Below are 26,143 nucleotides of genomic sequence, written 5' to 3'. Positions count from 1 at the left end.
CCCGGCCAAAAGGCCGGGCTCTTTATAAGTGAAGCCGCTGGATTAGACCAGCTTCTCCAGCTCAGGGATGGCTTCGAACAGGTCCGCCACCAGGCCGTAATCGGCCACCTGGAAGATCGGCGCTTCTTCGTCCTTGTTGATCGCAACGATCACTTTGGAGTCTTTCATGCCGGCCAGGTGCTGGATCGCGCCGGAAATACCGACGGCGATGTACAGCTGTGGAGCAACGATCTTGCCGGTCTGACCGACCTGCATGTCGTTGGGTACGAAACCTGCGTCGACCGCGGCACGGGAAGCGCCAACGGCAGCGCCCAGCTTGTCGGCCAGGGCGTACAGGTGTTTGAAGTTGTCGCCGTTCTGCATGCCGCGACCGCCGGAAACGACGATCTTGGCAGCGGTCAGTTCCGGACGATCGGACTTGGCCAGCTCTTCGCCAACGAAGCTGGAGGTGCCAGCGTCGTGAGCTGCAGCAACCGCTTCAACCGCAGCCGAACCACCATCAGCTGCAACCGGGTCGAAACCGGTGGCACGCACGGTGATCACTTTTACCGCGGCGTTCGATTGCACGGTGGCAATCGCGTTACCGGCGTAGATCGGGCGCTTGAAGGTGTCAGCGCTTTCGACCGAGATGATCTCGGAGATCTGGTCAACGTCCAACTGCGCGGCAACGCGCGGCAGGATGTTTTTGCCGTTTGAAGTGGCGGCAGCCAGGATGTGGCTGTAGCCCTTGCCGAGTTCGGCAACCAGCGGAGCGACGTTTTCCGGCAGTTGGTGTGCGTAGGCGGCGTTGTCGGCCACCAGCACTTTAGCTACGCCAGCGACTTTCGCAGCGGCTTCAGCCACGGCGCCAGCGCCCTGGCCTGCGACCAGAACGTGGATGTCACCACCGATTTTGGCAGCGGCAGCCACGGTGTTCAGCGTGGCCGGGGCCAGCACTTTGTTGTCGTGTTCAGCAATAACCAAGATAGTCATTTAGATTACCTTCGCTTCGTTTTTCAGTTTCTCGACCAGTTCAGCCACCGACTTAACCTTGATACCCGCGCTGCGTGCAGCCGGCGCTTCGACTTTCAGGGTCTTGTTGGTGGAGGCGGTGGAAACGCCCAAAGCATCCGGAGTCAGCACTTCAAGCGGCTTCTTCTTGGCTTTCATGATGTTTGGCAGGGACGCATAACGCGGCTCGTTCAAACGCAGGTCGGTGGTGACGATGGCTGGCAGTTTCAGGGAAACCGTCTGCGCGCCGCCGTCGATTTCGCGGGTCACGGCAACGCTGTCGCCGGACACTTCGACTTTCGACGCGAAGGTGCCCTGACCGTAGCCGCTCAATGCAGCGAGCATCTGGCCAGTCTGGTTGTTGTCGCTGTCGATCGCTTGTTTGCCCAGGATCACCAGCTGAGGCTGTTCCTTGTCGACAACAGCTTTCAACAACTTGGCAACAGCCAGGGAAGTCAGGTCTTCGGCGGATTCGACGAGGATGGCGCGGTCGGCACCCAGAGCCAGCGCGGTGCGCAGTTGCTCTTGAGCGGTGGACGGGCCGATGGAGACGACGACGATTTCAGTCGCAACACCTTTCTCTTTCAGGCGTACGGCTTCTTCCACTGCGATTTCGCAGAAAGGGTTCATCGACATCTTGACGTTAGCGAGATCGACGCCGGAGTTATCCGCTTTGACGCGGACCTTGACGTTATAGTCGACCACTCGTTTGACAGCTACAAGAACCTTCATGGATTCCTCGTTACTCTCCGGTGAAAAGAAAGTCGCCTAGGCGAACCTGGCGGTTGATGCTCATCGGGCACAAGGGCACCTCTAAAAACGCCGGCCTGTGTATCGGGTAATCCTGCTCAGGAGGTGAATGACCGTTCGTCAGTGGTGACTGACAAGTCATTCGTTTTCACAGCGTGTAGACTTCGCCGCGAACCCACGTTGCGCATCACCTTGTACTGCCTTCGCCCTGTCTTTAGAGGTGCTCTTGAAACCAACAGTCAGCCTACGGCGAGCGCAAAACCGCCCGTATCTTGACCGGAACGCCTATTCCGGTCAATACGGCAAAATGGTCAGTTATAAGCCGCGCTTCTTTAGATTTATCTGGCTTCCAGCAATTTCAAACAAACGTTTGTATTGGACGCTGAGAGTGGTGTAGATATAATGCGCCACCTAGAGAGAAAGGTGGGCCTCGATTGTCCTCCTGCCCACAGGGCAGAGCAATTGATCGAAGCGACCCCAAACCTCCAATTAGAAAAAAAACTGTTGAGCCTTGAGTAGGAGATAACCTGTGGAACGCGAATACATGGAATTCGACGTGGTCATCGTCGGTGCCGGCCCCGCTGGTCTTTCCGCCGCCTGCCGATTGAAGCAGAAGGCCGCCGAAGCCGGTAAGGAAATTAGCGTCTGCGTGGTCGAAAAAGGCTCCGAAGTCGGTGCGCATATCCTGTCCGGCGCGGTGTTCGAACCTCGGGCCCTGAACGAATTGTTCCCGGACTGGAAAGAACTCGGCGCCCCGCTCAACACCCCGGTCGTGCGCGACGACATCTATGTACTGCGCAGCAGCGACAGCTCCACCAAGGTTCCAGACTTCTTTGTGCCCAAGACCATGCACAACGAAGGCAACTACATCATCTCCCTGGGCAACCTGTGCCGCTGGCTCGCCCAGCAGGCCGAGAACCTGGGCGTGGAGATCTACCCTGGCTTCGCCGCACAGGAAGCCCTGTTCGACGAAAATGGCGTGGTCCGCGGGATTATCACCGGTGATCTGGGCGTGGACCGCGAAGGCCACCCGAAAGAAGGCCTGTACACCCCTGGCATGGAGCTGCGCGGCAAGTACACGCTGTTCGCCGAAGGCTGCCGTGGCCACATCGGCAAGCAACTGATCAAGCGCTTCAACCTGGACAGCGATGCCGACGCCCAGCACTACGGCATCGGCCTCAAGGAAATCTGGGAAATCGACCCAGCCAAGCACCAGCCTGGCCTGGTGGTCCACACCGCCGGCTGGCCGCTGGACATCGTGAGCAACCAGAACACCGGTGGTTCGTTCCTCTATCACCTGGAAAACAACCAGGTGGTCGTGGGCCTGATCGTCGACCTGTCCTACAGCAACACCTTCCTGTCGCCGTTCGATGAGTTCCAGCGCCTCAAGCATCACCCGGTGCTGGCCCAGTACCTGGAAGGCGGCAAGCGCATCAGCTACGGCGCGCGCGCCCTGGCCAAGGGCGGCATCAACTCGCTGCCGAAGATGGTATTCAAGGGCGGCGCCTTGATCGGTTGCGACCTGGGCACGATGAACGTGGCCAAGATCAAGGGCAGCCACACCGCGATGAAGTCCGGCATGCTTGCCGCCGACGCCGTGGCTGATCGCCTGTTCGCCGATTCCGAAGGCGGTGATGAACTGACGGCCTACGTCGACAGCTTCAAAGCCAGCTGGCTCTACGAAGAACTGTTCGCCACCCGTAACTTCGGCCCGGCGATGCACAAGTTCGGCCCGATCATCGGTGCAGGCTTCAACTGGTTCGACCAAAACATCCTCGGCAGCAAACTGCCGTTCACCCTGCATGACACCAAGCCGGACTACGCCTGCCTCAAGCTGGCCAAAGACAGCAAGAAGATCGATTACCCGAAACCCGACGGCAAGCTGAGCTTCGACAAGCTGAGCTCGGTATTCCTCTCCAGCACCAACCATGAAGAAGAACAGCCGTGCCACTTGAAACTCAAGGATCCGAGCATTCCGATCAGCAAGAACCTGCCGCTCTACGACGAGCCTGCGCAGCGCTACTGCCCGGCCGGCGTGTATGAAGTGATCACCAAGGAAGATGGCGAGAAACGCTTCCAGATCAACGCCCAGAACTGCGTGCACTGCAAGACCTGTGACATCAAGGACCCCGCGCAGAACATCACCTGGGTGACGCCGGAAGGCGCGGGCGGACCGACTTACCCGAACATGTAAGCCATACGCTTGAACATCGAGGCTCCCGAATGGGGGCCTTTTTGTTGCCTGCGCTGTAGCAACTACCGAGCCGCGCGAGGCGGCGCCAGGCGGCCCTAGGGGTCAGGCGGCGCGCTCATCCCCCGGATTACGCTCAAAGTATCGCTTGTACTCGCGACTGAACTGCGACGTGCTCTGATACCCCACCCGGTGCGCCACTTGCGCCACGCCCAGGCCTTCGGCCACCAGTAAAGTCTGCGCCTTGAGCAGGCGCAGGCGCTTCAAATACTGCACGGGCGACAACAGGGTGCTGCGCTTGAAATGTTCATGGAAGGTCGACGCACTCATGTTGGCGCAACTGGCCAGGGTCTCGACGTTCAACGGCTCGTTGTAGTGGGCATGCAGATGGCTGATCGACGCCGCGATACGGGCGAACTGACCCTGCTGCTCCACCAGCGCCCGCAGCACATCGGCCTGGGGCCCGCGCAACGCGGTGAACAACAATTCGCGCAGGCGCGCCGGGCCCATGATCCGACTTTCCAGCGGATCGTGCAGGCACGACAACAGCCGCTCGACACCCCCGCGCATGCCATCGTCGAGCACCACCGAGGTCATCGACTCGGGGGTCTGCGCAGCACCGGACCGACCCGGCGCCAGCCCCATGGCCAGCACCAGCTCCCCCAACAGCACCCGGTCAATGGCCACCGAGACCCCAAGCAAGGGGGCATCGGGCAAGGCATAGGTTTCGCATTCGAAGGGCACCGGCAACGCCTGGATCAGGTAGTGCCCGGCCCCGTACTCCAGGGTCCGCGGCCCCAGGTACGCCAGTTTGCTGCCCTGGGCGATGATCATCAGGCTCGGCTCATAGATATGCGGGCCACGGGCAACGTCGCAACTGGCGCGCAGTACCTGCACGCCGGGCAACGCGGTCGGGGTGAAGCCATCGCCGGCGGCCAGCGGCTCGATCAGCGCCACCAGGCTGGCATTGGCGTCGAGATGACGGGTCAGCAACATAGGAGAAACTTCGCGAAAAATGGGGTGAAAGCATCATCGCAGGTCTGTTCGCCAATGGGAGCCTTTGCAGGCCAATGCCGGAGGATTAGGCATGACACCCGGAGGAATCGCCATGGCCGTTGGCCGGCCGGGCGCCCAGAATGCGCCACCTCACCTGTCACTGCTTTTGCGAGGTTCACCATGTACACCGCCATCGGTTACGCCGCCCAGTCGGCCACCACTCCCCTCGCCCCCGTGCAATTCCAACGCCGCAGCCCACGGGCTGACGACGTGGCGATCGAGATCCTGTACTGCGGCGTCTGCCACTCCGACATCCACCAGGCACGCAACGAATGGGGGATTGCCGTTTACCCGTTGATGCCGGGCCACGAGATCGTCGGCCGTGTCACGGCCATCGGCTCCCACGTCAGCCAGCACAAAGTCGGCGACCTGGTCGGCGTCGGCTGTATGGTCGACTCGTGCCGCCACTGCGAAGCCTGCCAGGCCGATCTGGAGCAGTACTGCCTCGAAGGCCCGACCATGACCTACGCCACCCCGGACCGGGTCGACGGCAGCAACACCATGGGCGGCTACTCCGACAGCATCGTGGTCAGCGAACACTTTGTGGTGCGCATCCCGCCGCAACTGGACCCTGCCAGTGCCGCACCGATCCTCTGCGCGGGTATCACCACGTATTCGCCCCTCAAGCACTACGGCGTGAAGGCGGGCGACAAGGTCGGCATTCTCGGCATGGGTGGCCTGGGCCACATGGGGATCAAGTTCGCCAAGGCCATGGGCGCCGAAGTGACGCTGTTCACCCGCTCGGCCAGCAAGGCTGAAGAGGGTCGTCGCCAGGGGGCTGACCACGTGATCGTCAGCACCGATGCCGCGCAGATGGAAGCGGCGGCCGGGCAGTTCGACTTCCTGCTCGACACCATCCCGGTGCAGCACGACCTCAACCCCTACCTCGACACCCTGCGCTTTGACGGCGTGCACATCCTGGTGGGGCTGATTGAACCGGTCGACCCACCGGTCCATGCCGGCAAACTGGTGATGAGCCGCCGAGTACTCGCCGGCTCATTGATTGGCGGCATTGCCGAAACCCAGGAAGTCCTGGATTTCTGCGCCGAACACGGGATCACCTGTGATATCGAGATGCTCGATATCCGTCAGATCAACGAGGCATACGCGCGCATGATCGCCGGTGACGTGAAGTACCGCTTTGTCATCGACATGGCGACCCTCAAGGCCTGAACACGGCTTCAGCGCCCCTCGGCGAAATCACGCAGGACATTGCCATCCATGCGATAGCGTACCCACTCTTCCTGGGGCTGGGCGCCGAGGGATTTGTAGAACTCGATGGCCGGGGTATTCCACTCCAGCACACTCCACTCAAAGCGCCCGCAGTCGTTGGCGCAAGCAATCTTCGCCAGGTGGCGCAGCAAGTATTTGCCTGCGCCACCGCCGCGCTGCTCGGGCGTGATGTACAGGTCTTCAAGGTACAGGCAGTTACTGCCCAGCCAGGTCGAATAGCTGAAGAAGAACACCGCAAACCCGATCGGCAGGCCATCGCGCAGGCAGATCAGACCGTGAGCGGTGGCACCTTCACTGAACAGGCTGCGCTCGATGTCGGCCACACTGGCGATGACTTCATGTCGGGCGCGCTCGTAATCCGCCAGCTCGGTGATGAAGGCGAGGATTTGGGGGGCATCGCTGGGTGTGGCCGGGCGGATCTCGATCGACATGGACGTCCCTTGAGAACGAATGAAAACGCCATACTATGTCGCCGATCGACGTTCGTCACATGGCACTGTCAAACTTTGTGCAGGCAACGCTCTTGTTGAGCTACGGACTCGCGCCTCAAAAGGGTTACTCCGCCACCCACTAACCCTGAGACCACCAACCTCAGAACAAACACCCGGGCTGGCCGTGGTAGATAAGGTCTCGACAAACCTACCGGTCACGAGATCTCTCCATGCCCCGCCACCCCACCCCGGACTCCGCCGTTTCGGGAAAACTGTTTGGCCTGTTCTGCCTCGCCAGCTACCTGCTGTCGCTGTCCTACGGCTCGACCTTTTTACTGTCCCTGTTGATCAGCTTGCGCGGCGGCAACGAGCACGATGCCGGCAGCGTGATTTCTGCCGCGATGCTCAGCACCTTCGCCGCGGTGATTATTTCCGGCCACTTGTCAGACTTGTTCGGTGCGGCGCGTTCGATTGCCTTGTTCGGCAGCTTGCTGGTACTGGCCAGCCTGGGGTTTGCCCTGACGCCAGGTGTTGGTAATGCCCTGCTGTTTTTCGGCCTGACGTTGGGCCTGGGCTGGGGCGTGTTTTACACCCTGGGGCCGATCATCGTGGCCATGCTGGTGGCCCCGGCTCAACGGGCCAGGTATTTCGCCCTGCTGTCGGGCAGCATGATGACCGGCATCGGCTCCGGGCCCTTGCTGGGCCGCGCCGCCAGTGCCTTGGGTTATCCGCTGAGCAGCGCGTTTTTTCTCGCGGCACTCGCCAGCCTGGTCGGCGCGCTGCTGTTCTGGCGCCTGGGCGCGGTGCTTGCGCAACGTCCCAATCAGTTGGGCAATGCCGCGCTGTCGCGCATTTCCTGGGCGGCGACGGTACGGGTAATGTCCTCCAAGGCGCTGTTCCCGATCATCATGGTGGGCCTCGGCGGTTGTGTCTTCGGCGGATTGTCGAGCTTCCAGACCAGCTACGCCGCCTCGCGCGCGCTGGATTACTCACTGTTCTTTCTCGGCTTCATGAGCGCGGCGATTACCAGCCGCATGTTGATTGCCAGCTTTGTGGTCAGGCGCGACCCCTACTGGGCATCCTGCCTGCTGTCGGGGTTGATGGTGGTGTCGGTGCTGATGTTTGGCTTCGTCGTCGACGATGCCTTCAGCTACCTGCTGGCGGCCGTGGTGCTGGGTATCGGCTACGGCCTGACCTACTCGGTGATCAATGGCCTGGCAGCCAACGAAGCCCCGCCTGGTAGCACCCCGCAAGCCCTGCTGCTATTCAGCCTGGGCTATTTTGTCGGAGTCTTCGGTTTTCCCTGGCTGGCGGGCCGGCTCATCGTCGAGCAAGGGCTGCCGACGATGTTGCTGGTGGTGCTGGGCGTAGCGCTGTTGAACTGGCTTATTACGGTTGGGCGGTTGGTGTGGCGCTGGCTGGTCGTGAGCAAGGCATTGCAGGAAGCGTAGGGCTAAGGGCCCCTTCGCTGACAAGCCATGCTCCTACAGGAGATAGGGAGTGTTCGTGACAGTCGCGATCAGGGTTCGAGCCCGATCGGGAAAAACTCGCCACCGCTGTACACCCCCAGCCAGCGCTGGCCGTCGAGCTCGCGGGTGACAGCGAGTTCGACCAGTTGGTAGAACACGTTACGATGGATCAAGGCTTCGAGGTTGGTCCGCACGTGTACATAAGGGGCAGGCTCCTGGGTCTGCGGGTCGATGACCACTCGCAAGGGGTGCTCGGCCCCGGCTTCGGTGACTTCCTCCACGTTGGTGGTGAAACGCAGCACCTGGGACTCGCCCTCACCCTCCACCTCCAGGGTCACGGCCACGAAGGGCGCGTCATCGACCTTGATCCCGACCTTCTCCACCGGAGTGATCAGGAAATAATCGTCACCGTCGCGGCGGATGATGGTCGAGAACAGCTTGACCATCGGCTTGCGCCCGATCGGCGTACCCAGGTAGTACCAGGTGCCATCGCGGGCGATGCGCATGTCGATGTCGCCACAGAAATCGGGGTTCCACAGATGAACCGGCGGCAAGCCTTTGGACTTGGGGATTTGCCCCAGCAGATCGTTAGCTTTTTGCGCACCACTCATGTTGTTCTCCCGTTGAACTACTGATCGCCCAGACCCAACAGGCTACGCGCATATTGCGCCAGCGGCGGGCCCAGCAGATCTTCTGGCCTGGTGTCGTGGAACGTCAGTAAACCGCCACGACTCTTGATCCGTGCAGTATCAATCAAATACTGGGTGCTGGTCTCGATCAACATCAGTTGAATCACCCCTTTGTCGATGCCCAGACGATCGACCGCCTCTTGATCGAGCCACTCATCCGAGTTGCCGATGCGGTCGTCGGCGCTGGCAAAGCGGGTGTAAAGCAGGTAATGGGCGCCGGCGGCTCGTGCCTCGCCCATGGCGGCATCCAGGCCCTCGGGCGCGCGGGCGCGACGGACCATCGGGAAATACTCGATAAAGCCGTTGAAGGCCTGTTCGGCTACCACGTTGGGGCGCGGCTCGGCACTGCCCGGCGGGGCAAACGGGCCCTGGGCAATGTAAATGAACGAGTCTGGCTGAATACGCAGATTGTTCACCCGACGGCTGTCGCTGTGATCGAGAAAACCGGCGTCGCTCATCTGATAGCGAACCCCTTCGCCCATGTCGCTGACAGTCATGCAGCCGCCAAGCGTGACAACCGCCAGCAGCAATACCAGGCTACGCATCCTTACCCTCCAGAAGCCGGTGCCGGAAAACCGGCGAATCCGGGCAAGATGCAGCTTCCGCGCCAGCTCAGCCGCCGATGATCTTCATCACGGTCGCGCCACCGGAGAATGCCACTTCCTGCTTGTCCCCCAGCGCCTTGACCAACAGCCGTTGCAACGCCGGCAAGGCCTGGTGACGGGGCTTGTCCAACAGATCGCCGACATAGTGCCGATTGCTCGATGACAGGCAGCCATGCAGCCAGCCCGTGGACGACAGGCGCAAGCGCGAGCAAGTCCGACAGAACGGCACGCTTTCATTGGCAATCACGCCGAAATGGCCGAGCCCGGGGATTTCATAGCGCACCGCCGTGGCATCCACCGGCGCATCGGCTTGCAGGTACTCATAGCGCTCGCCAATCAGGCTGAGCAACTGCTGGAGGCTGACGAACTGCTGCAGGAAGGCATTCGAGTCAGACGCCAGGTGGCCCATGCGCATCAGTTCGATAAAACGCAGCTCGTAGCCGCGCTCAAGACAGTAATCGAGCAAGGGCATCACCTGGTCCAGGTTCTGCCCGCGCAGCGGCACCATGTTGACCTTGATCTTGATGCCCGCGGCGCGGGCCTGTTGCATGCCATCGAGCACGGTTGGCAGATCGCCGCCGCGCGCAATGCCGCGAAAGGCCGCCGGGTCGAGGGTATCGAGGGACACGTTGATCCGGCGAATGCCGGCATCCACCAGCAAGGGCAGCTTCTTGCCCAGTAACTGGCCGTTGGTGGTCAGACTGATGTCGGCCAGCCCCATCTGCCCGACCGCCTGCATGAAGGTTTCCAGCTTCGGGCTCACCAGCGGTTCGCCGCCGGTAATGCGCAACCGTTCGATGCCGGCCGCCTCGATCAGGTAAGCGACCCCACGCGCCATGGCGTCGGCCGACAGTTCGTCCTGCGCAGCCACCAGCCGCTTGCCGTTAGGCACACAGTAGGTACAGGCATAGTTGCAGGCGGAGGTCAGGCTGACGCGCAAATTGCGGAAGCGCCTGCCTTGTCGGTCAACAATCATGGATTACTCCGGCGGAAGTCGGTGCGGAAAAGCTAAAACTTGACTTACAAATCAAGTTTTAGCAATACCTAAGCCTGAGTATATTCCTGGGGCAGTGCGCCATACAGGGAAAACATGGCGCAATAAGGCCGCTGAATGAGTCAGCTGCCTGGCGTGTCGGTATCGCGCTTGCGCTTGTTGCCCATGCGCACGCCGATATCCATCAGGAACTGGAAGAAGCCTTCCTGATCTTCCAGCACATTGCTCCAGAACGGCGAGTGATACAGCGCCACCGCGCCATGCACCAACGCCCAGGACGCGCAGTAGTGGAAATACGGCGGCACGTCTTCCAGCTTGCCTTCGCTGATCCGGCCCTTGATCAACAGGGTCAGGCGCTCGAAGTTGGAGGCGCGGATCTTGTGCAGTTCCTCGACCATCTCCGGTACCTGGTTGCCCTTGACCACCTTCTCTTCCAGACGATCGAACAACCGGTAGCGTTGTGGATCGCGCATGCGGAATTCGAAGTAGGCCCGGGACAGGGCTTCCTTATCCTTGTCGACATCGGCAGAGTGCAGCAGCTCGTTCAGGTCACGCTCGTAATCGAGCATCAGGCGCAGATAGATCTCCGCCTTGGACTTGAAGTGCTTATAGATGGTGCCTTTGCCGATACCCACGGCATCAGCGATCATCTCGACGGTGACACTGTCTTCACCTTGTTCGAGGAACAGCTTGAGCGCGGTGTCGAGAATTTCTTGCTCGCGGCGACGAAACTCACGGACCTTACGAGGTTCTTTGTGCATAAGAAAAAGGTCTGTAGGGGTCAAAATTCGAAGCCGCGTATTATGCCTAACTTGCGCCAAATTGCACGGATCATCCGACCATGACTACGTTTCTTGATGAATTTGTACAGGCTCCGGGCCTTCGCTATTTGAATCATGCGGCTGTCGCGCCCTGGCCAAATCGGGCTGCCAGTGCCGTGGCGCGCTTCGCCCAGGAGAACGTTTTACTGGGTGCACGGGATTATTCGGACTGGATGGCGCTTGAGCAACGCCTGCGTGAACGCCTGATGCGACTGCTAAACGCGCCGTCGACGGATGATATCGCGCTGGTCAAAAATACGTCTGAAGCGCTGTCCTTTGTCGCCTTCGGACTGCCCTGGCAGAGCGGTGACCAGGTCGTCATCAGTGACGAGGAGTTCCCGTCCAACCGCATCGTCTGGGAAGCCCTGGCTGTGCAAGGCGTCGAAGTGATCCAGGCCAGCCTCAAGGGTGATGACCCGGAAGGCGCGCTGCTGGCTGCCTGTGGTCCCCGCACGCGCTTGATGTCGGTCAGTGCTGTGCAATTTGCCAGCGGCCTGCGCCTGGACCTGCAACGCCTGGGCGCCGGCTGTAAACAACAGAACGTGCTGTTTTGCATCGACGCCATTCAGCAACTCGGCGCCCTGCCCTTCGACGTCCAGCGCTATCAATGCGACTTTGCCATGGCCGACGGCCACAAATGGCTGCTGGGCCCTGAGGGCCTGGGGGTGTTCTACGTGCGCAGCGAACTGCGCGAACAACTCAAGCTGCACGAATTCGGCTGGCACATGCTTGAACACATGGGCGACTACCGCCGCACCACCTGGGAGCCAGCCAAAAGCGCCCGGCGTTTTGAGTGCGGCAGCCCGAACATGCTCGGTGCGATGGCCCTGGAGGCCAGCCTGTCATTATTGGAAGAAGTCGGCATGCCAACCGTCGCCGCCCTGATTGCCGAACGTATGCAGTGGCTGCAGGACGGTTTGGGCGCAATCGCCGGGATCACTGTGCACAGCCCGCTGAATCCGGCCCGTCGCGGGGGGATTTTCTCTTTCAGCATCGATGGCATCGATAATCAGGTGTTGTACGAGGCCCTGAAGGCCGAGCAGGTGGTGTGTATTCCGCGCGGCCCCGGCGTGCGCTTTTCTCCGCATTTCTATACCGAAAAACGCGTGATCGACGAAACTATCGCCATAGTCTCAGCCATCGCCAAGCAATGAGAACTCAAGCGAAGCGCCGGTATTCCAAATATGTTTAAGAAACCCGGGGAGCAAACTGGACTCGGCGCAATACTGATCAATACTTGAAATGTCGGCGCGTCATCTCCCCCAAGTGGCGCGTGGATATAGGTACCAACGGACCGCGTGCCTTTGTTTTACTCCTAATGGTCTTAACCCGGATTCACCCCCCAGAACCCGGGTTTTTTTTGCCTGCGATTTGCCCCTAGGCCGTCGCTCAAGCCGATTTGACGTGAGCCAAGGGGAACAGACGCTTGAAGTTTTCGGTGGTCTGCTCGGCAAACCGCTCGTAGGACTCACCGCGCAGCATCGCCAGGAACTCCGCCACTTCGCGCACATACTGCGGCAGGTTCGGCTTGCCACGGTAGGGAATCGGCGCCAGGTAGGGTGAATCGGTTTCCACCAGCAGACGATCGGCCGGCACTTTGCTCGCGACGTCGCGCAAGGCATCGGCATTACGAAAGGTCACGATGCCGGACAACGAGATGTAGAAGCCCAGGTCCAGTGCCGCCTTGGCCATGTCCCAGTCTTCGGTAAAGCAATGCAGCACGCCCGCCTGAGGCAAGGCCGCCTCGCGCAGCAATGCCAGGGTGTCGGCGCGCGCGCCACGGGTGTGGACGATCACCGGCTTGCCCGTTTGCTGGGCGGCTTGCAGGTGCAGGCGGAAAGATTGCTGCTGCAACTCGGCCGCCTCTGGCTCGTAATGGTAGTCAAGGCCCGTCTCGCCAATGGCTACCACCCGCGGGTGATTGAGCTCTTGCAACAGCCAGTCCAGCGCCGGTGCTGCGCCCGGCTGGACGTCCAGCGGGTGCACGCCCACTGAGCAGTCGACGTCGCTGTAACGCTCGGCAAGCGCCTTGACGTCGGCCGCATTGTCGACACTGACGCCGATACACAGGAAATGCCCGACCCCACGCTGGCGCGCCGCTTCAAGGGCAGTGTCCAGGGAGCCGTCGTGGGCGGCGAGATCGAGACGGTCGAGATGGCAATGGGAATCTACAAGCATAGTGAGGTTGCAACTAAATCGTATGGGTGGGGCGCCCGGACATCATCCGGGCAGCACGGTTTAACGTTGAGCCGGCAGCCCTGTCCACTGCACCAGCAGGGCTTCGAGCAGCAGCACACGGTTGAGGTTAGCCTTGCTCAGGACCTTCTGCCGCTGGGCCAGGATCCAGTCCTGGATGTCCAACACCTTGCCCTGGGAGGACTTCTGCGCCAGGTACTGCACCACCTTGCGCATATCCTCCAGGCCTAGGCCGGCTTCATCCTGGGTCAGTTGATAACGCAGGATCAGGCTCGACCAATCGCAGAACCAGTCGAACAACAACAGCAGCGGGATCGCATTCCAGCCTTCGGCCAGTTGGGTGGGTGACTGCTGTTGCTTGAGCAGCTTCTTGACCCCGTCGACCACCAGCGCCCGCTGTTCGCGCACGCCCTGGGCCTGCAGGGTGACGGCCGCCAGGGGTGAGCCGGCCGCCAGGGTCAGTAACTCGACCCGCTCCTCTTCGGAGCAATCAGGCAAGGCCCGGGCCAGCCACGTCAGGCTCATGGCCTCGCTGGGCAACGGACAGGCCTGTTGCACACAGCGACTCTTGATGGTCGGCAACAGGCGGCTGGTCTGGTGGCTGACCAGCAGCAGCACGGTGTCGCCGGACGGCTCTTCGAGGCTTTTGAGCAAGGCGTTGGCGGCGTTGATGTTCATCGACTCCACCGGCTCGATCAGCACCACCTTGCGCCCGCCCAACTGTGCGGTCTGGACCACGAAGCCGACCAGATCACGGACCTGGTCGACCTTGATCGCCTTGTCCGCCTCTTCGGGCTCGAGGATGTAGTTGTCCGGGTGGCTGCCGGCCTTGAGCAGCAGGCAGGATTTGCATTGCCCGCAGGCGTCCAGGCCGTCTGGCCGCTGGCACAGCAGGCGCGCCATCAAGCGCTCGGCCAAGTCGCGCTTACCGATGCCCTTGGGGCCGTGGAGCAGATAGGCGTGGGCGTGCTGCCCGCGACCGGCCAGTTGCTGCCAGAGGCTGTCCTGCCACGGATAGGCTTCAGCCACGGTGACGCTCCAGCAACTGTGGCAGCAAGCCGTTCAGCGCCTGCTGCACCTGCGCCAACGGCTGGGCAGCGTCCACCAACAAGTAACGCGCCGGATCGGCCGCGGCACGCTGGAGGAATGCCCCGCGCACGGCCTCGAAGAACACCCGGCCTTCCAGCTCGAACCGATCCAGTCGGCCACGGGCACTGGCGCGGGCCATACCGATCTCGATCGGCAAATCGAACACCAGGGTCAGGTCCGGGCGCAAGTCGCCCTGGACGAAGGTTTCCAGCGCCGCGATGCGCTCCAGCGACAACCCGCGGCCAGCCCCCTGGTAGGCGTAGGTCGAATCGGTAAACCGGTCACAGAGCACCACCGCGCCGCGCGCCAGCGCCGGACGGATGACCTCGGCCAGGTGCTGGGCGCGCGCGGCGAACACCAGCAACAGCTCGGTGTCGGCATGCATGACTTCATCGACCGGCGCCAGCAGCACTTCGCGGATACGCTCGGCCAAGGGGGTACCGCCCGGCTCACGCGTCAGCACCACCTCGATACCGGCGTCACGCAGGCGTTCGGCCAGGTATTCGCGGTTGGTGCTTTTGCCGGCGCCTTCAGGGCCTTCCAGGGTAATAAACAAGCCAGTCACAGGCAGTCCTTAGTCAGAGTCATTGCGGGCTTTGCGGTGCCTGGGCATCAGGCGGCGCAGAGGGAAGTGACTGCGGGGCCGTCTCAGGCGTTTCGAGCGCTTCGGGCACCTCTGGCGCTACCGGCACCTCGGGCGTCACCGCACCATTGGCCGGCGCGGGGCTGGAACGGTAATCGGCGCGGCGCTTGAGTTGATATTCGCGCACAGCGTTGTTGTGGGCATCCAGGTCATCGGAAAACACATGACTGCCGTCGCCGCGCGCCACGAAATACAGGCTGCTGCCCGGCACCGGGTTAAGGGCCGCATGAATCGCTTCACGACCCACCATGGCAATCGGGGTCGGCGGCAGGCCGAAAATCACATAGGTGTTATAGGGGGTAGGTTCTCGCAGAGACGCGCGGGTCAATTTGCCGTTATAGCGCTCACCCAGGCCATAGATCACGGTCGGATCGGTCTGCAGCATCATGCCAATCTGCATGCGCCGCACAAACACCCCGGCAATCTGCCCGCGCTCCTGCGGCACGCCGGTTTCCTTCTCCACCAGGGATGCCATGATCAGCGCCTGGTAGGGCTCACGGTAAGGCACATCCGGGGAACGCTTGCTCCATTCCTTGGCCAGGACTTCTTCCAACCGATCGTAAGCCTTTTCCAGCACTTCAGCGTCGGTCATGCCGCGCACAAAACGATAGGTGTCCGGAAAGAACCGGCCCTCGGGGAATACGCCGGCATGGCCGAGCTTTTCCATCAGCTCGCTGTCGCTGAGGCCGGCGAGGGTCTGTTCGAGCTTGTCGTTTTTCGCCAGCGCTGCGCGCACCTGGCGGAAATTCCAGCCTTCCACCAGTGTCAGGCTGTACTGGACCACTTCGCCGCGCTGCCACAGGCCGATCAAGCCTTGTGCGCTCATGCCCGGCAACATGCGGTACTCACCACTGTGCAAGGGTTGGGTGACCAGGTTGAAGCGCCAGTACAGGCGCAGCCAGAAAGCGTCCTCGAGCACGCCGTCGGCTTCCAGGCGATTGAAGGTCCCGGACGGTGTCGAGCCAGTGGGTACGTCGAGTAACTCTTCCTGAGTAATGTTGAGCGGCTGTTCCAGCGCCGAATTGATTTTCCAGGCCGAAGCGCCCAGCAGCAGCCCCGCCAGAACCAATCCGGTTTCCAGCAGCAGCAAGAGTTTACGTCTCACGAATCAAGCATCCAGTAGCGCGCGGGCAATTCCCTGCAGTTTACGGGTGAGCGGCCCAACCGGCCAGCTCAGCGCAGCATACGCGTTTACCGGCCAGAGGCCGTAGACGCTGTTGCAGACGAAGACTTCATCAGCCTGTTGCAGTTGTTCGAGGCTGATGTCGGTGATTTCAGTGGGGATCCCCAGTGACTTGGCTTGAAACAATAATTCAGCACGCATGACCCCAGCGACCCCACAACGCCGCAAATCGGCGGTCACCAGCACACCATGCCGCACAATGAACAGATTACTGAACACGCCTTCGATGACATTGGCATCCAGGTCCAGCATCAGCCCTTCTGCGTATTCAGGCCCCTGCCACTCGGCGCGGGCAAGGACTTGCTCAAGACGATTGAGGTGCTTGAGGCCTGCCAGCAGCGGCTGGCTGGACAAGCGTGTGGCACAAGGGAACAGCCGCACGCCTTGATCGGCATGAACGCTCGGATAACGTGCAGGGGGATTGCCTTGCAGGATACGCCGCGGCGCAGCAGCAGGGTCGAAGGCATAACCGCGCTGACTGTCGCCGCGAGTCAGGATCAGCTTGAGCACGCCGTCGCCGAGCTCGGTGGCATAAGCCACCAGTTCGGCGCGAAGCCGCCCGTGATCCGCCGCCAGCGCCAGGCGAGCGCAGCCTTCGGCCAGGCGTTGCAGGTGGCGCTCCAGCAATACGAGTTGACCGCCCTTGACGGCGATGGTCTCAAACAGGCCATCGCCGTAGGCCAGGCCGCGGTCTTTTAGCGACAGTGCGTCAGCCGGCTGACCGTCGACCCAGCTTTCCATCAATCGGCGAACCGGCGGAACACCAGGGAGCCGTTGGTGCCACCAAAGCCGAAGGAGTTGGACAGCACCACGTCGATATCCATGTTGCGCGCAGTGTGCGGCACAAAATCGAGATCGCAGCCTTCGTCCGGCTCGTCCAGGTTGATGGTCGGCGGCGCGACCTGGCCGTTGATCGCCAGCACGCTGAAGATCGCCTCGACGGCGCCCGCAGCACCCAGCAGGTGGCCGGTCATGGACTTGGTCGAGCTGACGGCCAGCGTGTAGGCGTGATCACCGAACACGGTCTTGATCGCCCGGGCTTCGGCGAGGTCGCCGGCCGAGGTCGAGGTGCCATGGGCATTGATGTACTGCACCTGGTCGCCATTGATCCGCGCATCGCGCAGGGCGTTGGCGATGCAACGTGCCGCACCGGCACCGTCCGCCGGAGGCGAGGTCATGTGGTAGGCATCGCCGCTGGTACCAAAACCAATCAGCTCGGCGTAGATGGTCGCCCCGCGCGCCTTGGCGTGCTCCAGCTCTTCGAGAACCAGGGCGCCGGCGCCGTCGGACAGGACAAAGCCATCACGCCCCTTGTCCCAGGGACGGCTGGCGCGGGTTGGCTCGTCATTGCGGGTGGACAGTGCACGGGCAGCACCAAAGCCGCCCATGCCCAGGCCACACGCGGCCATCTCGGCACCGCCGGCAATCATCACGTCGGCTTCGCCGTAGGCAATGTTGCGCGCCGCCATGCCGATACAGTGGGTACCGGTGGTGCAGGCGGTGGCGATGGCGTAGTTAGGTCCCTGTATACCCAGGTGGATCGACAGGAAGCCGGAAATCATATTGATTATCGAGCCCGGTACGAAAAACGGAGAGATCCGTCGTGGCCCGGAATCATGCAGCGTGCGGCTGGTTTCTTCGATATTGGTCAGTCCGCCAATACCCGAGCCCATGGCCACGCCGATACGCTCACGGTTGGCATCGGTGACTTCCAGGCCGGCATTACGCACCGCCTGAAACCCGGCCGCCAGGCCGTATTGAATGAACAGGTCGAGTTTGCGAGCTTCCTTGACCGACAGGTACTCCTCGACATTGAAGCCCTTTACCGAGCCGCCAAAACGAGTGGAATAGGCAGAAAGGTCAGTGTGTTCGATCAGACCAATGCCACTGCGGCCAGCCAGAATGCCCTGCCAGCTGCTCGGCACATCCGTGCCCAGTGGCGACAACATACCCATACCGGTGACTACGACGCGTCTACGCGACACAGCACTCTCCTTTTTTCAAATGACGACTTTGCATCAGACCTAAAGAAAAAACCGCACGCCATGATGGCAGTGCGGTTTTTCCATGACAGCTAACAACGATTACAAACTATTACGCCTGGTGGCTAGTAACGTAGTCGATGGCAGCTTGTACAGTAGTGATCTTCTCAGCTTCTTCGTCAGGGATTTCGGTCTCGAATTCCTCTTCCAGAGCCATCACCAGCTCAACGGTGTCAAGGGAGTCGGCACCCAGGTCTTCAACGAAGGAAGCAGTGTTCACCACTTCTTCTTCTTTAACGCCCAGTTGCTCAGCAACGATTTTCTTGACGCGCTCTTCGATGGTGCTCATACCTTGTTTTCACTCCTAATGGACAAATTCAGGCAGCTGGCCAGTGGGTAAGTGTATAGAAAGGCTTTTCAGTTTTTCAACTGAAAGCTTCACTCCTCAAACCCTGACGACCGGCTGCCTATAAATAGATTGCAGCTTTATAACGGATTTTAGACAGCTCGTATGACATTTTTTTGAAGCAATCCGTCACATTTAACTCATGTACATCCCGCCGTTCACCGGGATTGTAGCCCCAGTAACGTAAGCCGCACCGTCCGACGCAAGAAAAGCGACCACAGACGCGATCTCTTGAGCTTGCCCCAGACGACCCAGCGGAATTTGTGTCTGCAGGGCTTCACGCTGCGCTTCAGGCAGTTCGCGGGTCATATCGGTGTCGATGAACCCAGGGGCTACCGAGTTGACCGTAATCGAGCGCGAACCCACTTCACGGGCCAAAGCGCGACTGAAACCTTCCAGACCTGCCTTGGCGGCTGCATAGTTTACTTGGCCTGCGTTGCCCATGGCACCCACAACCGAACCAATACTGATAATTCGACCCCAACGCGCCTTGGTCATGCCCCGCAAAACGCCCTTGGACAGGCGGAACAGACTGTTCAGGTTGGTATCGACGACGTCATGCCATTCGTCATCTTTCATCCGCATCATCAGATTATCGCGGGTGATACCGGCGTTATTGACCAGAATCGCCGGCGGACCGAACTGCTCCTGGATGCTCGCCAGAACGCTGGCCACGGACTCGTCGCTGGTGACATTGAGTTCCAGGCCCGTGCCTTGAATACCATGCTCCTTCAGGGTGGCGGCAATGCGCTCAGCACCCGAGGCGGAAGTCGCAGTACCCACCACGATGGCACCCTGACGACCCAATTCCAGGGCGATAGCCTGGCCGATGCCACGGCTCGCACCGGTGACCAGTGCAACTTTACCTTGCAGACTCATGCAAGCTTCTCCTGATTCAGGCCAACGCTGCACGAGTGGCAGCGAAAGCGTCTGGGGTATTGAGGTTGGATGTCGACACGCCTTCGGCGCAGCGCTTGTTCAGGCCGGCCAGGACTTTGCCCGGGCCGCACTCGACCAGATTGGTCGCGCCCTTGGCGGCCAGCGCCTGTACGGACTCGACCCAGCGTACAGGCTTGTACAGTTGCTCAAGCAGATCACGCTTGAGGGTTGGCAGATCGGCCGGTACCTGCGCACTGACGTTCTGCACCACCGGAATCTGCGGGGCCTGCCAGTCGATTGCGGCGACGGACTCGGCAAACTGCTCGGCCGCCGGACGCATTAGCTCACAGTGCGATGGCACGCTGACCGGCAACGGCATGGCGCGCTTGGCACCCCGCGCCTTGCAGCCTTCAATGGCACGTTCGACAGCCGCCTTGGCGCCGGCGATTACCACCTGGCCCGGGGAGTTGAAGTTGACCGCGCTAACCACTTCGCCTTGCGCCGCTTCGGCACAGGCCGCCAGCACGTCGGCATCGTCCAGGCCGAGAATCGCGGCCATGGCGCCCTGCCCGGCCGGAACGGCTTGCTGCATCAGCTGACCACGACGCTCGACCAGCTTCACGGCATCGCCCAGGCTCAGGCTGCCCGCAGCGACCAAGGCGCTGTATTCGCCCAGGCTGTGACCGGCCACATAAGCCGGACGCGCGCCGCCCTCAGCCAGCCACAGGCGCCACAGGGCGATCGAGGCGGTCAGGATGGCCGGCTGGGTCTTGTCGGTTTGGTTGAGCTGCTCTTCCGGCCCTTGCTGGGTCAGTGCCCACAGGTCGTAACCCAGTGCATCGGAAGCTTCTTTGAATGTTTCGAGGATCAACGGATATTGCGCGCCCAACTCGGCCAGCATGCCGAGGGACTGCGAGCCCTGCCCTGGAAAGACGAATGCGAGGGAAACAGACATGTAACAAGCCCCTAATGATCTTGTCGTCGGAGAGTTGACGCCCCGTTGTGGGGACGCAAGAAACTGACAGTTGGATGGCCAATTGAACCGAGCGGTCACATTTAAGCATTGTCCGACGAAAATGCCTAAAGCAGCAAATCCTCAAGACGCCCACGGAGTCGCTGTGGCAGATTCTCCTGGATCTCGATCAAGGCTCGCTGGATCGCACTCTGAAAGCCCTGCACACCAGCCGAACCGTGACTCTTGACCACAATCCCCTGCAACCCGAGGAAGCTCGCACCATTGTGCCGGGCGGGCGCCAGGTCAGCCTGCAAACGCCTCATCAAGGGCAAGGCCAGGGCACCCACCACCTTCGACGCAAGATTGCGCTTGAACAGGGCCTCGATGCGCCCGGCAATCATGGTCGCCAGGCCTTCGCTGGACTTGAGCAGGATATTGCCGACAAAGCCGTCACAGACCACCACATCCGCCTCCCCCCGGTACAAGCCATCACCCTCGACAAAACCGATGTAGTTCAGGCCCCGGGCACCTTGCAACAGCGTCGCCGCAAGCTTGACCTGTTGATTGCCCTTGATGTCCTCGGTGCCTATGTTCAACAACGCCACCCTGGGCCGGGCGATCCCCAGCGTCTCAGCCGCCACCGACCCCATCACCGCAAACTGGAACAGGTGCTCGGCACTGCAATCGACGTTGGCCCCCAGGTCCAGTAACTGGCAGTAACCCTTTTGTGTCGGGATCGCCGCGACCATCGCTGGCCGATCGATACCCGGCAACGTCTTGAGCACGAACCGCGACAACGCCATCAGCGCTCCGGTGTTACCGGCACTGACGCAGGCCTGGACCTTGCCATCACGCAGCAACTCAAGCGCCACGCGCATCGACGAATCGGGCTTGCCACGCAGGGCCTGGGCGGGTTTTTCGTCCATGGTGATGACTTCGGATGCCGGAGCAATCGACAGGCGTGCGCGATCCACAGCCGACTGGCCAGCGATCAATTCTTCAAGAAGGGAGGGTTGACCGACAAGGGTCAGGCGCAGCGAGGGCGTAGCAGACAGACAAGCAAGGCTGGCCTGAACAATGCTGCGGGGACCGAAGTCCCCGCCCATTGCGTCAATCGCGATGACTTGAGCGGACAAGGATTACTCGTCAGCGCCCTTGTCGATCACTTTACGGCCACGGTATACGCCTTCTGGCGATACGTGGTGACGCAGGTGAACTTCACCAGTGGTCTTTTCTACGGACAGAGTGCTTGCCTCGAGAGCGTCGTGCGAACGACGCATGTCACGGGCGGAGCGGGATTTTTTGTTCTGCTGAACAGCCATAATTGATTAACTCCTAAACGTTTGGGTCACGCTTTAACTGCGCCAATACACTGAACGGGTTGGACCGCGTTACCTCGTCCTCGCTCGGTTCGGGCTCATCGAGACCCGCCGGCTGCTGGCATTCTTCCGGATGATGAGCAGGCACAATGGGCAAGGCGAGCAAAAGCTCCTCCTCGATCAGTGACTGCAGATCCAAAGGATCTTCGCCCAGTTCCAGCACGTCATAACCTTTCGGCAACGACTGGGTATTCGCACCCTCCTTTACCACAGCATAACTGCATTCGCTGTGAATCGGCAGGGTGACCAGCTCAAGACAACGCTGGCAAACCATTTTGACCTCGGTGTCGATAAAGCTGTGGATCACCACAGATTTACGTTCATCTCGTTCAAAAACGAATTTAGCCTGCACCGTACCGACAGTGTCGGAAAGCGGGTCGCAGAGTCTCTCCAAATCGGCCAGCAGCATTTCACCTTGAAGGGTGGTGCCACGATCAGCCAATTTGCGCGGGTCAACGTGAGGTGGAATCGGGTCATTCAACATAGGCGCAGCATTATAGGGATGCCCCCGCCCTTGTCAAAGGAAATTCAGCCCTGTCCGTCACTTGCAGGCCCCGCTAGAATTTGCGACTGACTTCTGGAGAGCCCTATGCTGCCTTTATTACTCGCTTCAAGCTCGGTTTATCGCCGTGAATTACTGGCTCGCCTGCAGTTGCCGTTTACCTGCAGCTCCCCGGATATCGACGAAAGCCCACTGCCTGGCGAGTCCGCCATCGAGCTGGTCAGACGCCTGGCACAGACCAAGGCCCAGGCACTGGCCGTCAGCCATCCGGAACACCTGATCATTGGCTCGGACCAGGTCGCGATCCTCGGCGACAAAATCATCGGCAAACCCCACACCTTCGACAAAGCCCGCGAACAACTGCTGGCCGCCAGCGGCGCCAGCGTGACCTTCCTCACCGGGCTGGCCCTGCTCAACAGCCAGACCGGCCACTGCCAGCTCGACTGCATCCCTTTCACCGTCCACATGCGCGCGCTCGACCCGGCGCGCGTGGAGCGCTACCTGCGCACCGAACAGCCCTACGACTGCGCTGGCAGCTTCAAGGCCGAAGGGTTAGGGGTAAGCCTGTTCCAGCGCACCGAAGGCCCGGACGCCACCAGCCTGGTCGGCCTGCCACTGATTCGCCTGGTGGACATGCTACTGGCCGAAGGCGTCCAGATCCCGTAGCAGCTGCCGAGCATGCGAGGCTGCGTCAGCGGCCGGAGGTCGCTCATCTGAACCGGCAGAGGGTCGCCACACAACCTAACGCAGCCTTCGGCAGCTGCTACACCCATAAAAAACCGGCCACGCAGGCCGGTTTTTATGTCACGCAACAATCAGCGCAAGGCTGGACCGTGAAAACCCATCCACATGGCCAACTGCTCGGCCACGCTGGCGCCGAGTTTTTTCGAGAAGCGATCGAACGGCGATTCCTGGATGGTGAAGTCCACCAGCTCTTTCTCGCCAATCACGTCCCGCGCCACCGAACTGGCACTGCCCAGGCCGTCGATCAAGCCCAGCGGCAACGCCTGCTCGCCAGACCAGACCAGCCCGGAGAACAACTCCGGATGCTCCTTATCCTTCAGCCGATCGCCGCGCCCTTTCTTCACGCTGGCGATGAACTGTTGATGAGTGGTGTCCAGCACGCCCTGCCAGAACTTTGTTTCTTCCGGTTTTTGCGGCTGGAACGGATCGAGGAACGACTTGTGTTCGCCCGAGGTATAGGTACGTCGCTCGACACCCAGCTTCTCCATGGCACCAACAAAGCCGTAGCCGGCCGCTGTAACACCAATGGAGCCCACCAGACTGGCCTTGTCGGCATAGATCTGGTCCGCAGCACTGGCAATGTAGTAGGCACCCGAGGCGCCCAGGTCGGAAATCACCGCATAAACCTTGATTTGCGGATGCAAGGCGCGCAACCGCACGATCTCGTCATAGACGTAACCGGACTGCACCGGACTGCCGCCCGGGCTATTGATCCGCAGCACGATACCCTTGACCTTGGCATCCTCGAACGCCGCACGCAGGCTGCCGACGATATTGTCGGCACTGGCCGACTCCTTGTCGGCGATCATCCCGGTGATCTCGATCAGCGCCGTGTAACCCGGGCCGCGCGTCGCGCTCTTTTCAATGTCCATCAGCGGCGTAAACAGGATCAGCGCGACAACCAGATATACAAAGGTCAACAGCTTGAAGAAAATCCCCCAACGTCGCGAACGACGCTGCTCCTGCACCCCGGCCAGCAGGGTTTTTTCCAGCAGTTTCCAGCTCTTGTCTTCGCCATCTTCAGCGCTGGCTTTGACAGGCGCTTTCCATTCGTCAGTCATTGCATCCACCCCAACCCGAACTTAATTGGCCCGCTGACCCAGCCAGGCACGCAATTGCGAAAAATGATCAATGGCCAGGCATGGCTCAAACACACGCAAGGCCTCGATGGATTGCGCCCCATAACTGACCGCCACCGATGCCATTCCGGCATTGCGAGCCATCTGCAGGTCGAAGGACGAGTCCCCCACCATCAGCGCCCGCTCAGGTCGGACCGCGCAATGCGCCAAGATCTGTTCGAGCATCAGGGGGTGCGGCTTGCTGGCGGTTTCGTCGGCGGCGCGAGTGATATCAAAATAATCTTCCCAGCCATGGGACTTCAGCACCCGATCCAGACCTCGGCGCGCCTTGCCGGTAGCCACGGCCAACTGATAACCCTCGGCACGAAACGCCTCCAGCGATTCGACCACACCCTCGAACAACGGCGAAGGCTCGGCCTCCAACGCTATGTAGTGATCGGCATAATGCTGACGGAACGCCACCAGCTCTGCATCACCGATTTGCGGATACAAGGTGCGAATCGCCTCTGGCAAACCCAGCCCGATAATGCCCTTGACCGCCAGATCGCTGCACAACTCAAAACCTGAGCGCTCAGACGCGACATGCATCGCCTCGACGATCCGACCAATGGAATCGGCCAGCGTCCCGTCCCAATCGAAAATCAGCAGCTTGCAATCAGAGGGGTGCACTCAGGCGCTCCACGGTCTTGGCCCACATTTCGTCCACCGGCGCCTGCAGCTTCAACTCACCGCCACCCGGCAGCGGCACGGTCAGCATGTAGGCATGGAGAAACAAGCGCTTGCCGCCCAGATCGCGAATTTCCTTGGAGAAACCCTCCTCGCCGTACTTGGTATCGCCAGCAATGCAGTGCCCGGCATGCAAGGTGTGGACACGAATCTGGTGAGTCCGGCCGGTAATCGGCTTGGCTTCGATCAGGGTGGCAAAGTCGCCAAAGCGACGCAGGACCTTAAATACGGTCACGGACTCCTTGCCCTCCTCCTCGTCGACTTCGACCATGCGCTCGCCGGAGCGCAGATTGCTCTTGCCGAGCGGCGCCCGGACTTGCTTGATCGAGCTCGCCCAGTTGCCGCGGACCAGCGCCATGTAGCGCTTGTCGACGCCATCGCCGCGCAATGCCGTGTGCAAGTGACGCAGCATGCTGCGCTTCTTGGCAATCATCAGCAGGCCGGAGGTATCACGGTCGAGACGATGCACCAGCTCGAGCTCCTTGCAATCGGGACGCAACTGACGAAAGGCCTCAATTACCCCGAAGGTCAAGCCGCTGCCACCGTGAACCGCAATGCCGCAAGGCTTGTTGATCACGATCAGCGCCTTGTCTTCGAAGACAATCGAGGCTTCCAGGCGTTGCAACAAGCCCTGGGCCAGGGGCACTGGCTCGTCACGCTCCGGCACACGCACCGGCGGCACGCGCACGATGTCGCCCGCCTGCAGTTTGTACTCGGGCTTGATCCGGCCTTTGTTCACGCGCACTTCGCCTTTACGCAAAATGCGGTAAATCAAGGTCTTGGGCACGCCTTTGAGCCGGGCGAGAAGGAAGTTGTCAATTCGTTGGCCGGCATATTCCGGCGAGACCTCCAGCAGTTGTACGGCTGGGGTCGGGGGGGCAGTAGTCGTCATGCCGCGAATGATAACAATTTTTTATGGAATTGAAGCACTTAATCATTGCTGCTATAGTCGCGAACGCCGCCAAAAGCGGCTGGACAGAGGACAAACGGCAAGTTGCCGGCCCTGACCAACGCAATTCATCAGGACGCGAGGCCGTCCTACGGGGCTTTCGCACCTTCTGGAAGGTTCGTGATTGTAACAAGCGCAGGTGACATGAGGCCTGAAGCGAGTGCAGCAAACAGAGTACCACTCGTCTGTTGCGCCGATATTT

General features: G+C 60.8%; 28 protein-coding genes. 5 read left to right on the top strand and 23 right to left on the bottom strand.

Features of this window, described 5'->3' with window-relative positions; translation table 11 throughout:
• Positions 1-42 precede the first annotated feature (42 nt).
• Both AACY45_RS08535 and AACY45_RS08530 read right to left on the bottom strand, forming a co-directional pair.
• Positions 43-972 (bottom strand): electron transfer flavoprotein subunit alpha/FixB family protein, encoded by a 930-nt coding sequence (locus tag AACY45_RS08535; RefSeq protein WP_339545049.1) that lies wholly within the window; start codon positions 970-972, stop codon positions 43-45.
• The gene (locus tag AACY45_RS08530) at positions 973-1,722 is read right to left on the bottom strand and encodes an electron transfer flavoprotein subunit beta/FixA family protein (RefSeq protein WP_003226982.1); all 750 of its coding nucleotides are present in this window, start codon (positions 1,720-1,722) and stop codon (positions 973-975) included.
• A gap of 547 nt (positions 1,723-2,269) precedes the next feature.
• On the opposite strand from AACY45_RS08530, the gene AACY45_RS08525 reads away from it, so the two are divergent.
• Positions 2,270-3,934 (top strand): electron transfer flavoprotein-ubiquinone oxidoreductase, encoded by a 1,665-nt coding sequence (locus AACY45_RS08525; protein WP_339545047.1) that lies wholly within the window; start codon positions 2,270-2,272, stop codon positions 3,932-3,934.
• A 102-nt stretch (positions 3,935-4,036) separates the two neighbouring features.
• Here AACY45_RS08525 and AACY45_RS08520 read toward each other — a convergent pair whose 3' ends face one another.
• Positions 4,037-4,927, bottom strand: a complete 891-nt coding sequence (locus AACY45_RS08520; RefSeq protein ID WP_339545045.1) for an AraC family transcriptional regulator — start codon at positions 4,925-4,927, stop codon at positions 4,037-4,039.
• A 180-nt stretch (positions 4,928-5,107) separates the two neighbouring features.
• On the opposite strand from AACY45_RS08520, the gene AACY45_RS08515 reads away from it, so the two are divergent.
• The gene (locus AACY45_RS08515) at positions 5,108-6,160 is read left to right on the top strand and encodes an NAD(P)-dependent alcohol dehydrogenase (protein WP_339545044.1); all 1,053 of its coding nucleotides are present in this window, start codon (positions 5,108-5,110) and stop codon (positions 6,158-6,160) included.
• A gap of 8 nt (positions 6,161-6,168) precedes the next feature.
• On the opposite strand, the gene AACY45_RS08510 is transcribed toward AACY45_RS08515, so the two are convergent.
• Positions 6,169-6,651, bottom strand: coding sequence for a GNAT family N-acetyltransferase (locus AACY45_RS08510; protein WP_095167667.1), 483 nt, complete (start codon positions 6,649-6,651; stop codon positions 6,169-6,171).
• A 230-nt stretch (positions 6,652-6,881) separates the two neighbouring features.
• Between AACY45_RS08510 and AACY45_RS08505 the strand changes: the two genes are divergently transcribed.
• Positions 6,882-8,102: an MFS transporter gene (locus tag AACY45_RS08505; protein WP_339545042.1), complete on the top strand. Its 1,221-nt coding sequence runs from the start codon at positions 6,882-6,884 to the stop codon at positions 8,100-8,102.
• A gap of 68 nt (positions 8,103-8,170) precedes the next feature.
• Here AACY45_RS08505 and AACY45_RS08500 read toward each other — a convergent pair whose 3' ends face one another.
• The 4 genes from AACY45_RS08500 to AACY45_RS08485 form a co-directional block, all read right to left on the bottom strand.
• Positions 8,171-8,731 carry a DUF1285 domain-containing protein gene (locus AACY45_RS08500; protein ID WP_339545041.1) on the bottom strand — a complete coding sequence of 187 codons (561 nt, stop codon included), beginning with the start codon at positions 8,729-8,731 and terminating at the stop codon, positions 8,171-8,173.
• Positions 8,732-8,748: 17 nt separating this feature from the next.
• A complete protein-coding gene (locus tag AACY45_RS08495; protein ID WP_166591322.1) occupies positions 8,749-9,354 on the bottom strand; it encodes a DUF4823 domain-containing protein in 606 nt (201 codons plus the stop codon).
• A gap of 67 nt (positions 9,355-9,421) precedes the next feature.
• Positions 9,422-10,390 carry a GTP 3',8-cyclase MoaA gene (locus tag AACY45_RS08490; protein ID WP_339545039.1) on the bottom strand — a complete coding sequence of 323 codons (969 nt, stop codon included), beginning with the start codon at positions 10,388-10,390 and terminating at the stop codon, positions 9,422-9,424.
• A 140-nt stretch (positions 10,391-10,530) separates the two neighbouring features.
• Positions 10,531-11,169: a TetR/AcrR family transcriptional regulator gene (locus tag AACY45_RS08485; protein ID WP_095167659.1), complete on the bottom strand. Its 639-nt coding sequence runs from the start codon at positions 11,167-11,169 to the stop codon at positions 10,531-10,533.
• A gap of 80 nt (positions 11,170-11,249) precedes the next feature.
• Between AACY45_RS08485 and AACY45_RS08480 the strand changes: the two genes are divergently transcribed.
• A complete protein-coding gene (locus tag AACY45_RS08480; RefSeq protein ID WP_339545037.1) occupies positions 11,250-12,383 on the top strand; it encodes an aminotransferase class V-fold PLP-dependent enzyme in 1,134 nt (377 codons plus the stop codon).
• A 235-nt stretch (positions 12,384-12,618) separates the two neighbouring features.
• On the opposite strand, the gene AACY45_RS08475 is transcribed toward AACY45_RS08480, so the two are convergent.
• The 12 genes from AACY45_RS08475 to AACY45_RS08420 all read right to left on the bottom strand — a co-directional run bounded on the left by AACY45_RS08475 (position 12,619) and on the right by AACY45_RS08420 (position 22,425).
• Positions 12,619-13,407, bottom strand: a complete 789-nt coding sequence (locus AACY45_RS08475) for a TatD family hydrolase (protein ID WP_339545036.1) — start codon at positions 13,405-13,407, stop codon at positions 12,619-12,621.
• Positions 13,408-13,467: 60 nt separating this feature from the next.
• Complete coding sequence (locus AACY45_RS08470) at positions 13,468-14,454, bottom strand: DNA polymerase III subunit delta' (RefSeq protein ID WP_339545035.1); 987 nt, start codon at positions 14,452-14,454, stop codon at positions 13,468-13,470.
• Positions 14,447-15,079, bottom strand: coding sequence for a dTMP kinase (gene tmk / locus AACY45_RS08465; RefSeq protein WP_339545034.1), 633 nt, complete (start codon positions 15,077-15,079; stop codon positions 14,447-14,449). Before tmk ends, AACY45_RS08470 begins: the two co-directional genes overlap by 8 nt.
• Positions 15,080-15,098: 19 nt before the next feature.
• Positions 15,099-16,262, bottom strand: coding sequence for an endolytic transglycosylase MltG (gene mltG, locus AACY45_RS08460; protein ID WP_339545032.1), 1,164 nt, complete (start codon positions 16,260-16,262; stop codon positions 15,099-15,101).
• Between the two features lie 3 nt (positions 16,263-16,265).
• On the bottom strand, positions 16,266-17,081 hold the full coding sequence (gene pabC / locus AACY45_RS08455; RefSeq protein ID WP_339545031.1) for an aminodeoxychorismate lyase: 816 nt from the start codon (positions 17,079-17,081) through the stop codon (positions 16,266-16,268).
• Positions 17,081-18,325 (bottom strand): beta-ketoacyl-ACP synthase II, encoded by a 1,245-nt coding sequence (gene fabF, locus AACY45_RS08450; RefSeq protein ID WP_339545030.1) that lies wholly within the window; start codon positions 18,323-18,325, stop codon positions 17,081-17,083. The genes pabC and fabF overlap by 1 nt, the downstream gene beginning before the upstream one ends.
• A 109-nt stretch (positions 18,326-18,434) precedes the next feature.
• The gene (gene acpP / locus AACY45_RS08445; RefSeq protein ID WP_003175607.1) at positions 18,435-18,671 is read right to left on the bottom strand and encodes an acyl carrier protein; all 237 of its coding nucleotides are present in this window, start codon (positions 18,669-18,671) and stop codon (positions 18,435-18,437) included.
• Between the two features lie 192 nt (positions 18,672-18,863).
• Complete coding sequence (gene fabG, locus AACY45_RS08440) at positions 18,864-19,607, bottom strand: 3-oxoacyl-ACP reductase FabG (RefSeq protein ID WP_339545029.1); 744 nt, start codon at positions 19,605-19,607, stop codon at positions 18,864-18,866.
• Between the two features lie 16 nt (positions 19,608-19,623).
• Positions 19,624-20,562 carry an ACP S-malonyltransferase gene (fabD, locus tag AACY45_RS08435; RefSeq protein ID WP_339545027.1) on the bottom strand — a complete coding sequence of 313 codons (939 nt, stop codon included), beginning with the start codon at positions 20,560-20,562 and terminating at the stop codon, positions 19,624-19,626.
• A gap of 125 nt (positions 20,563-20,687) precedes the next feature.
• Positions 20,688-21,698, bottom strand: coding sequence for a phosphate acyltransferase PlsX (plsX, locus tag AACY45_RS08430; protein WP_339545026.1), 1,011 nt, complete (start codon positions 21,696-21,698; stop codon positions 20,688-20,690).
• Positions 21,699-21,701: 3 nt separating this feature from the next.
• On the bottom strand, positions 21,702-21,884 hold the full coding sequence (gene rpmF, locus AACY45_RS08425; protein WP_003179396.1) for a 50S ribosomal protein L32: 183 nt from the start codon (positions 21,882-21,884) through the stop codon (positions 21,702-21,704).
• 13 nt (positions 21,885-21,897) lie between these two features.
• The gene (locus tag AACY45_RS08420) at positions 21,898-22,425 is read right to left on the bottom strand and encodes a YceD family protein (protein WP_008152342.1); all 528 of its coding nucleotides are present in this window, start codon (positions 22,423-22,425) and stop codon (positions 21,898-21,900) included.
• A gap of 105 nt (positions 22,426-22,530) precedes the next feature.
• Here AACY45_RS08420 and AACY45_RS08415 point away from each other — a divergent pair, with 105 nt between their 5' ends.
• Positions 22,531-23,109, top strand: coding sequence for a Maf family protein (locus tag AACY45_RS08415; protein ID WP_339545024.1), 579 nt, complete (start codon positions 22,531-22,533; stop codon positions 23,107-23,109).
• 149 nt (positions 23,110-23,258) lie between these two features.
• Here the strand turns inward: AACY45_RS08415 and sppA are convergent, their stop codons facing one another.
• The 3 genes from sppA to rluC are packed head-to-tail and all read right to left on the bottom strand — an operon-like array spanning position 23,259 to position 25,884.
• Positions 23,259-24,248: a signal peptide peptidase SppA gene (sppA, locus tag AACY45_RS08410; protein WP_339545023.1), complete on the bottom strand. Its 990-nt coding sequence runs from the start codon at positions 24,246-24,248 to the stop codon at positions 23,259-23,261.
• A 21-nt stretch (positions 24,249-24,269) separates the two neighbouring features.
• Complete coding sequence (locus AACY45_RS08405) at positions 24,270-24,935, bottom strand: HAD-IA family hydrolase (RefSeq protein WP_339545022.1); 666 nt, start codon at positions 24,933-24,935, stop codon at positions 24,270-24,272.
• Positions 24,922-25,884 carry a 23S rRNA pseudouridine(955/2504/2580) synthase RluC gene (rluC, locus tag AACY45_RS08400; RefSeq protein WP_339545021.1) on the bottom strand — a complete coding sequence of 321 codons (963 nt, stop codon included), beginning with the start codon at positions 25,882-25,884 and terminating at the stop codon, positions 24,922-24,924. Before rluC ends, AACY45_RS08405 begins: the two co-directional genes overlap by 14 nt.
• Positions 25,885-26,143: the final 259 nt, after the last annotated feature.

The organism is Pseudomonas sp. RA_35y_Pfl2_P32 (assembly GCF_963970735.1).
Taxonomy (GTDB): domain Bacteria; phylum Pseudomonadota; class Gammaproteobacteria; order Pseudomonadales; family Pseudomonadaceae; genus Aquipseudomonas.
The sequence above is the reverse complement of the archived record's forward strand: the minus strand, read 5'-3'. Positions and strand labels throughout refer to the sequence as shown.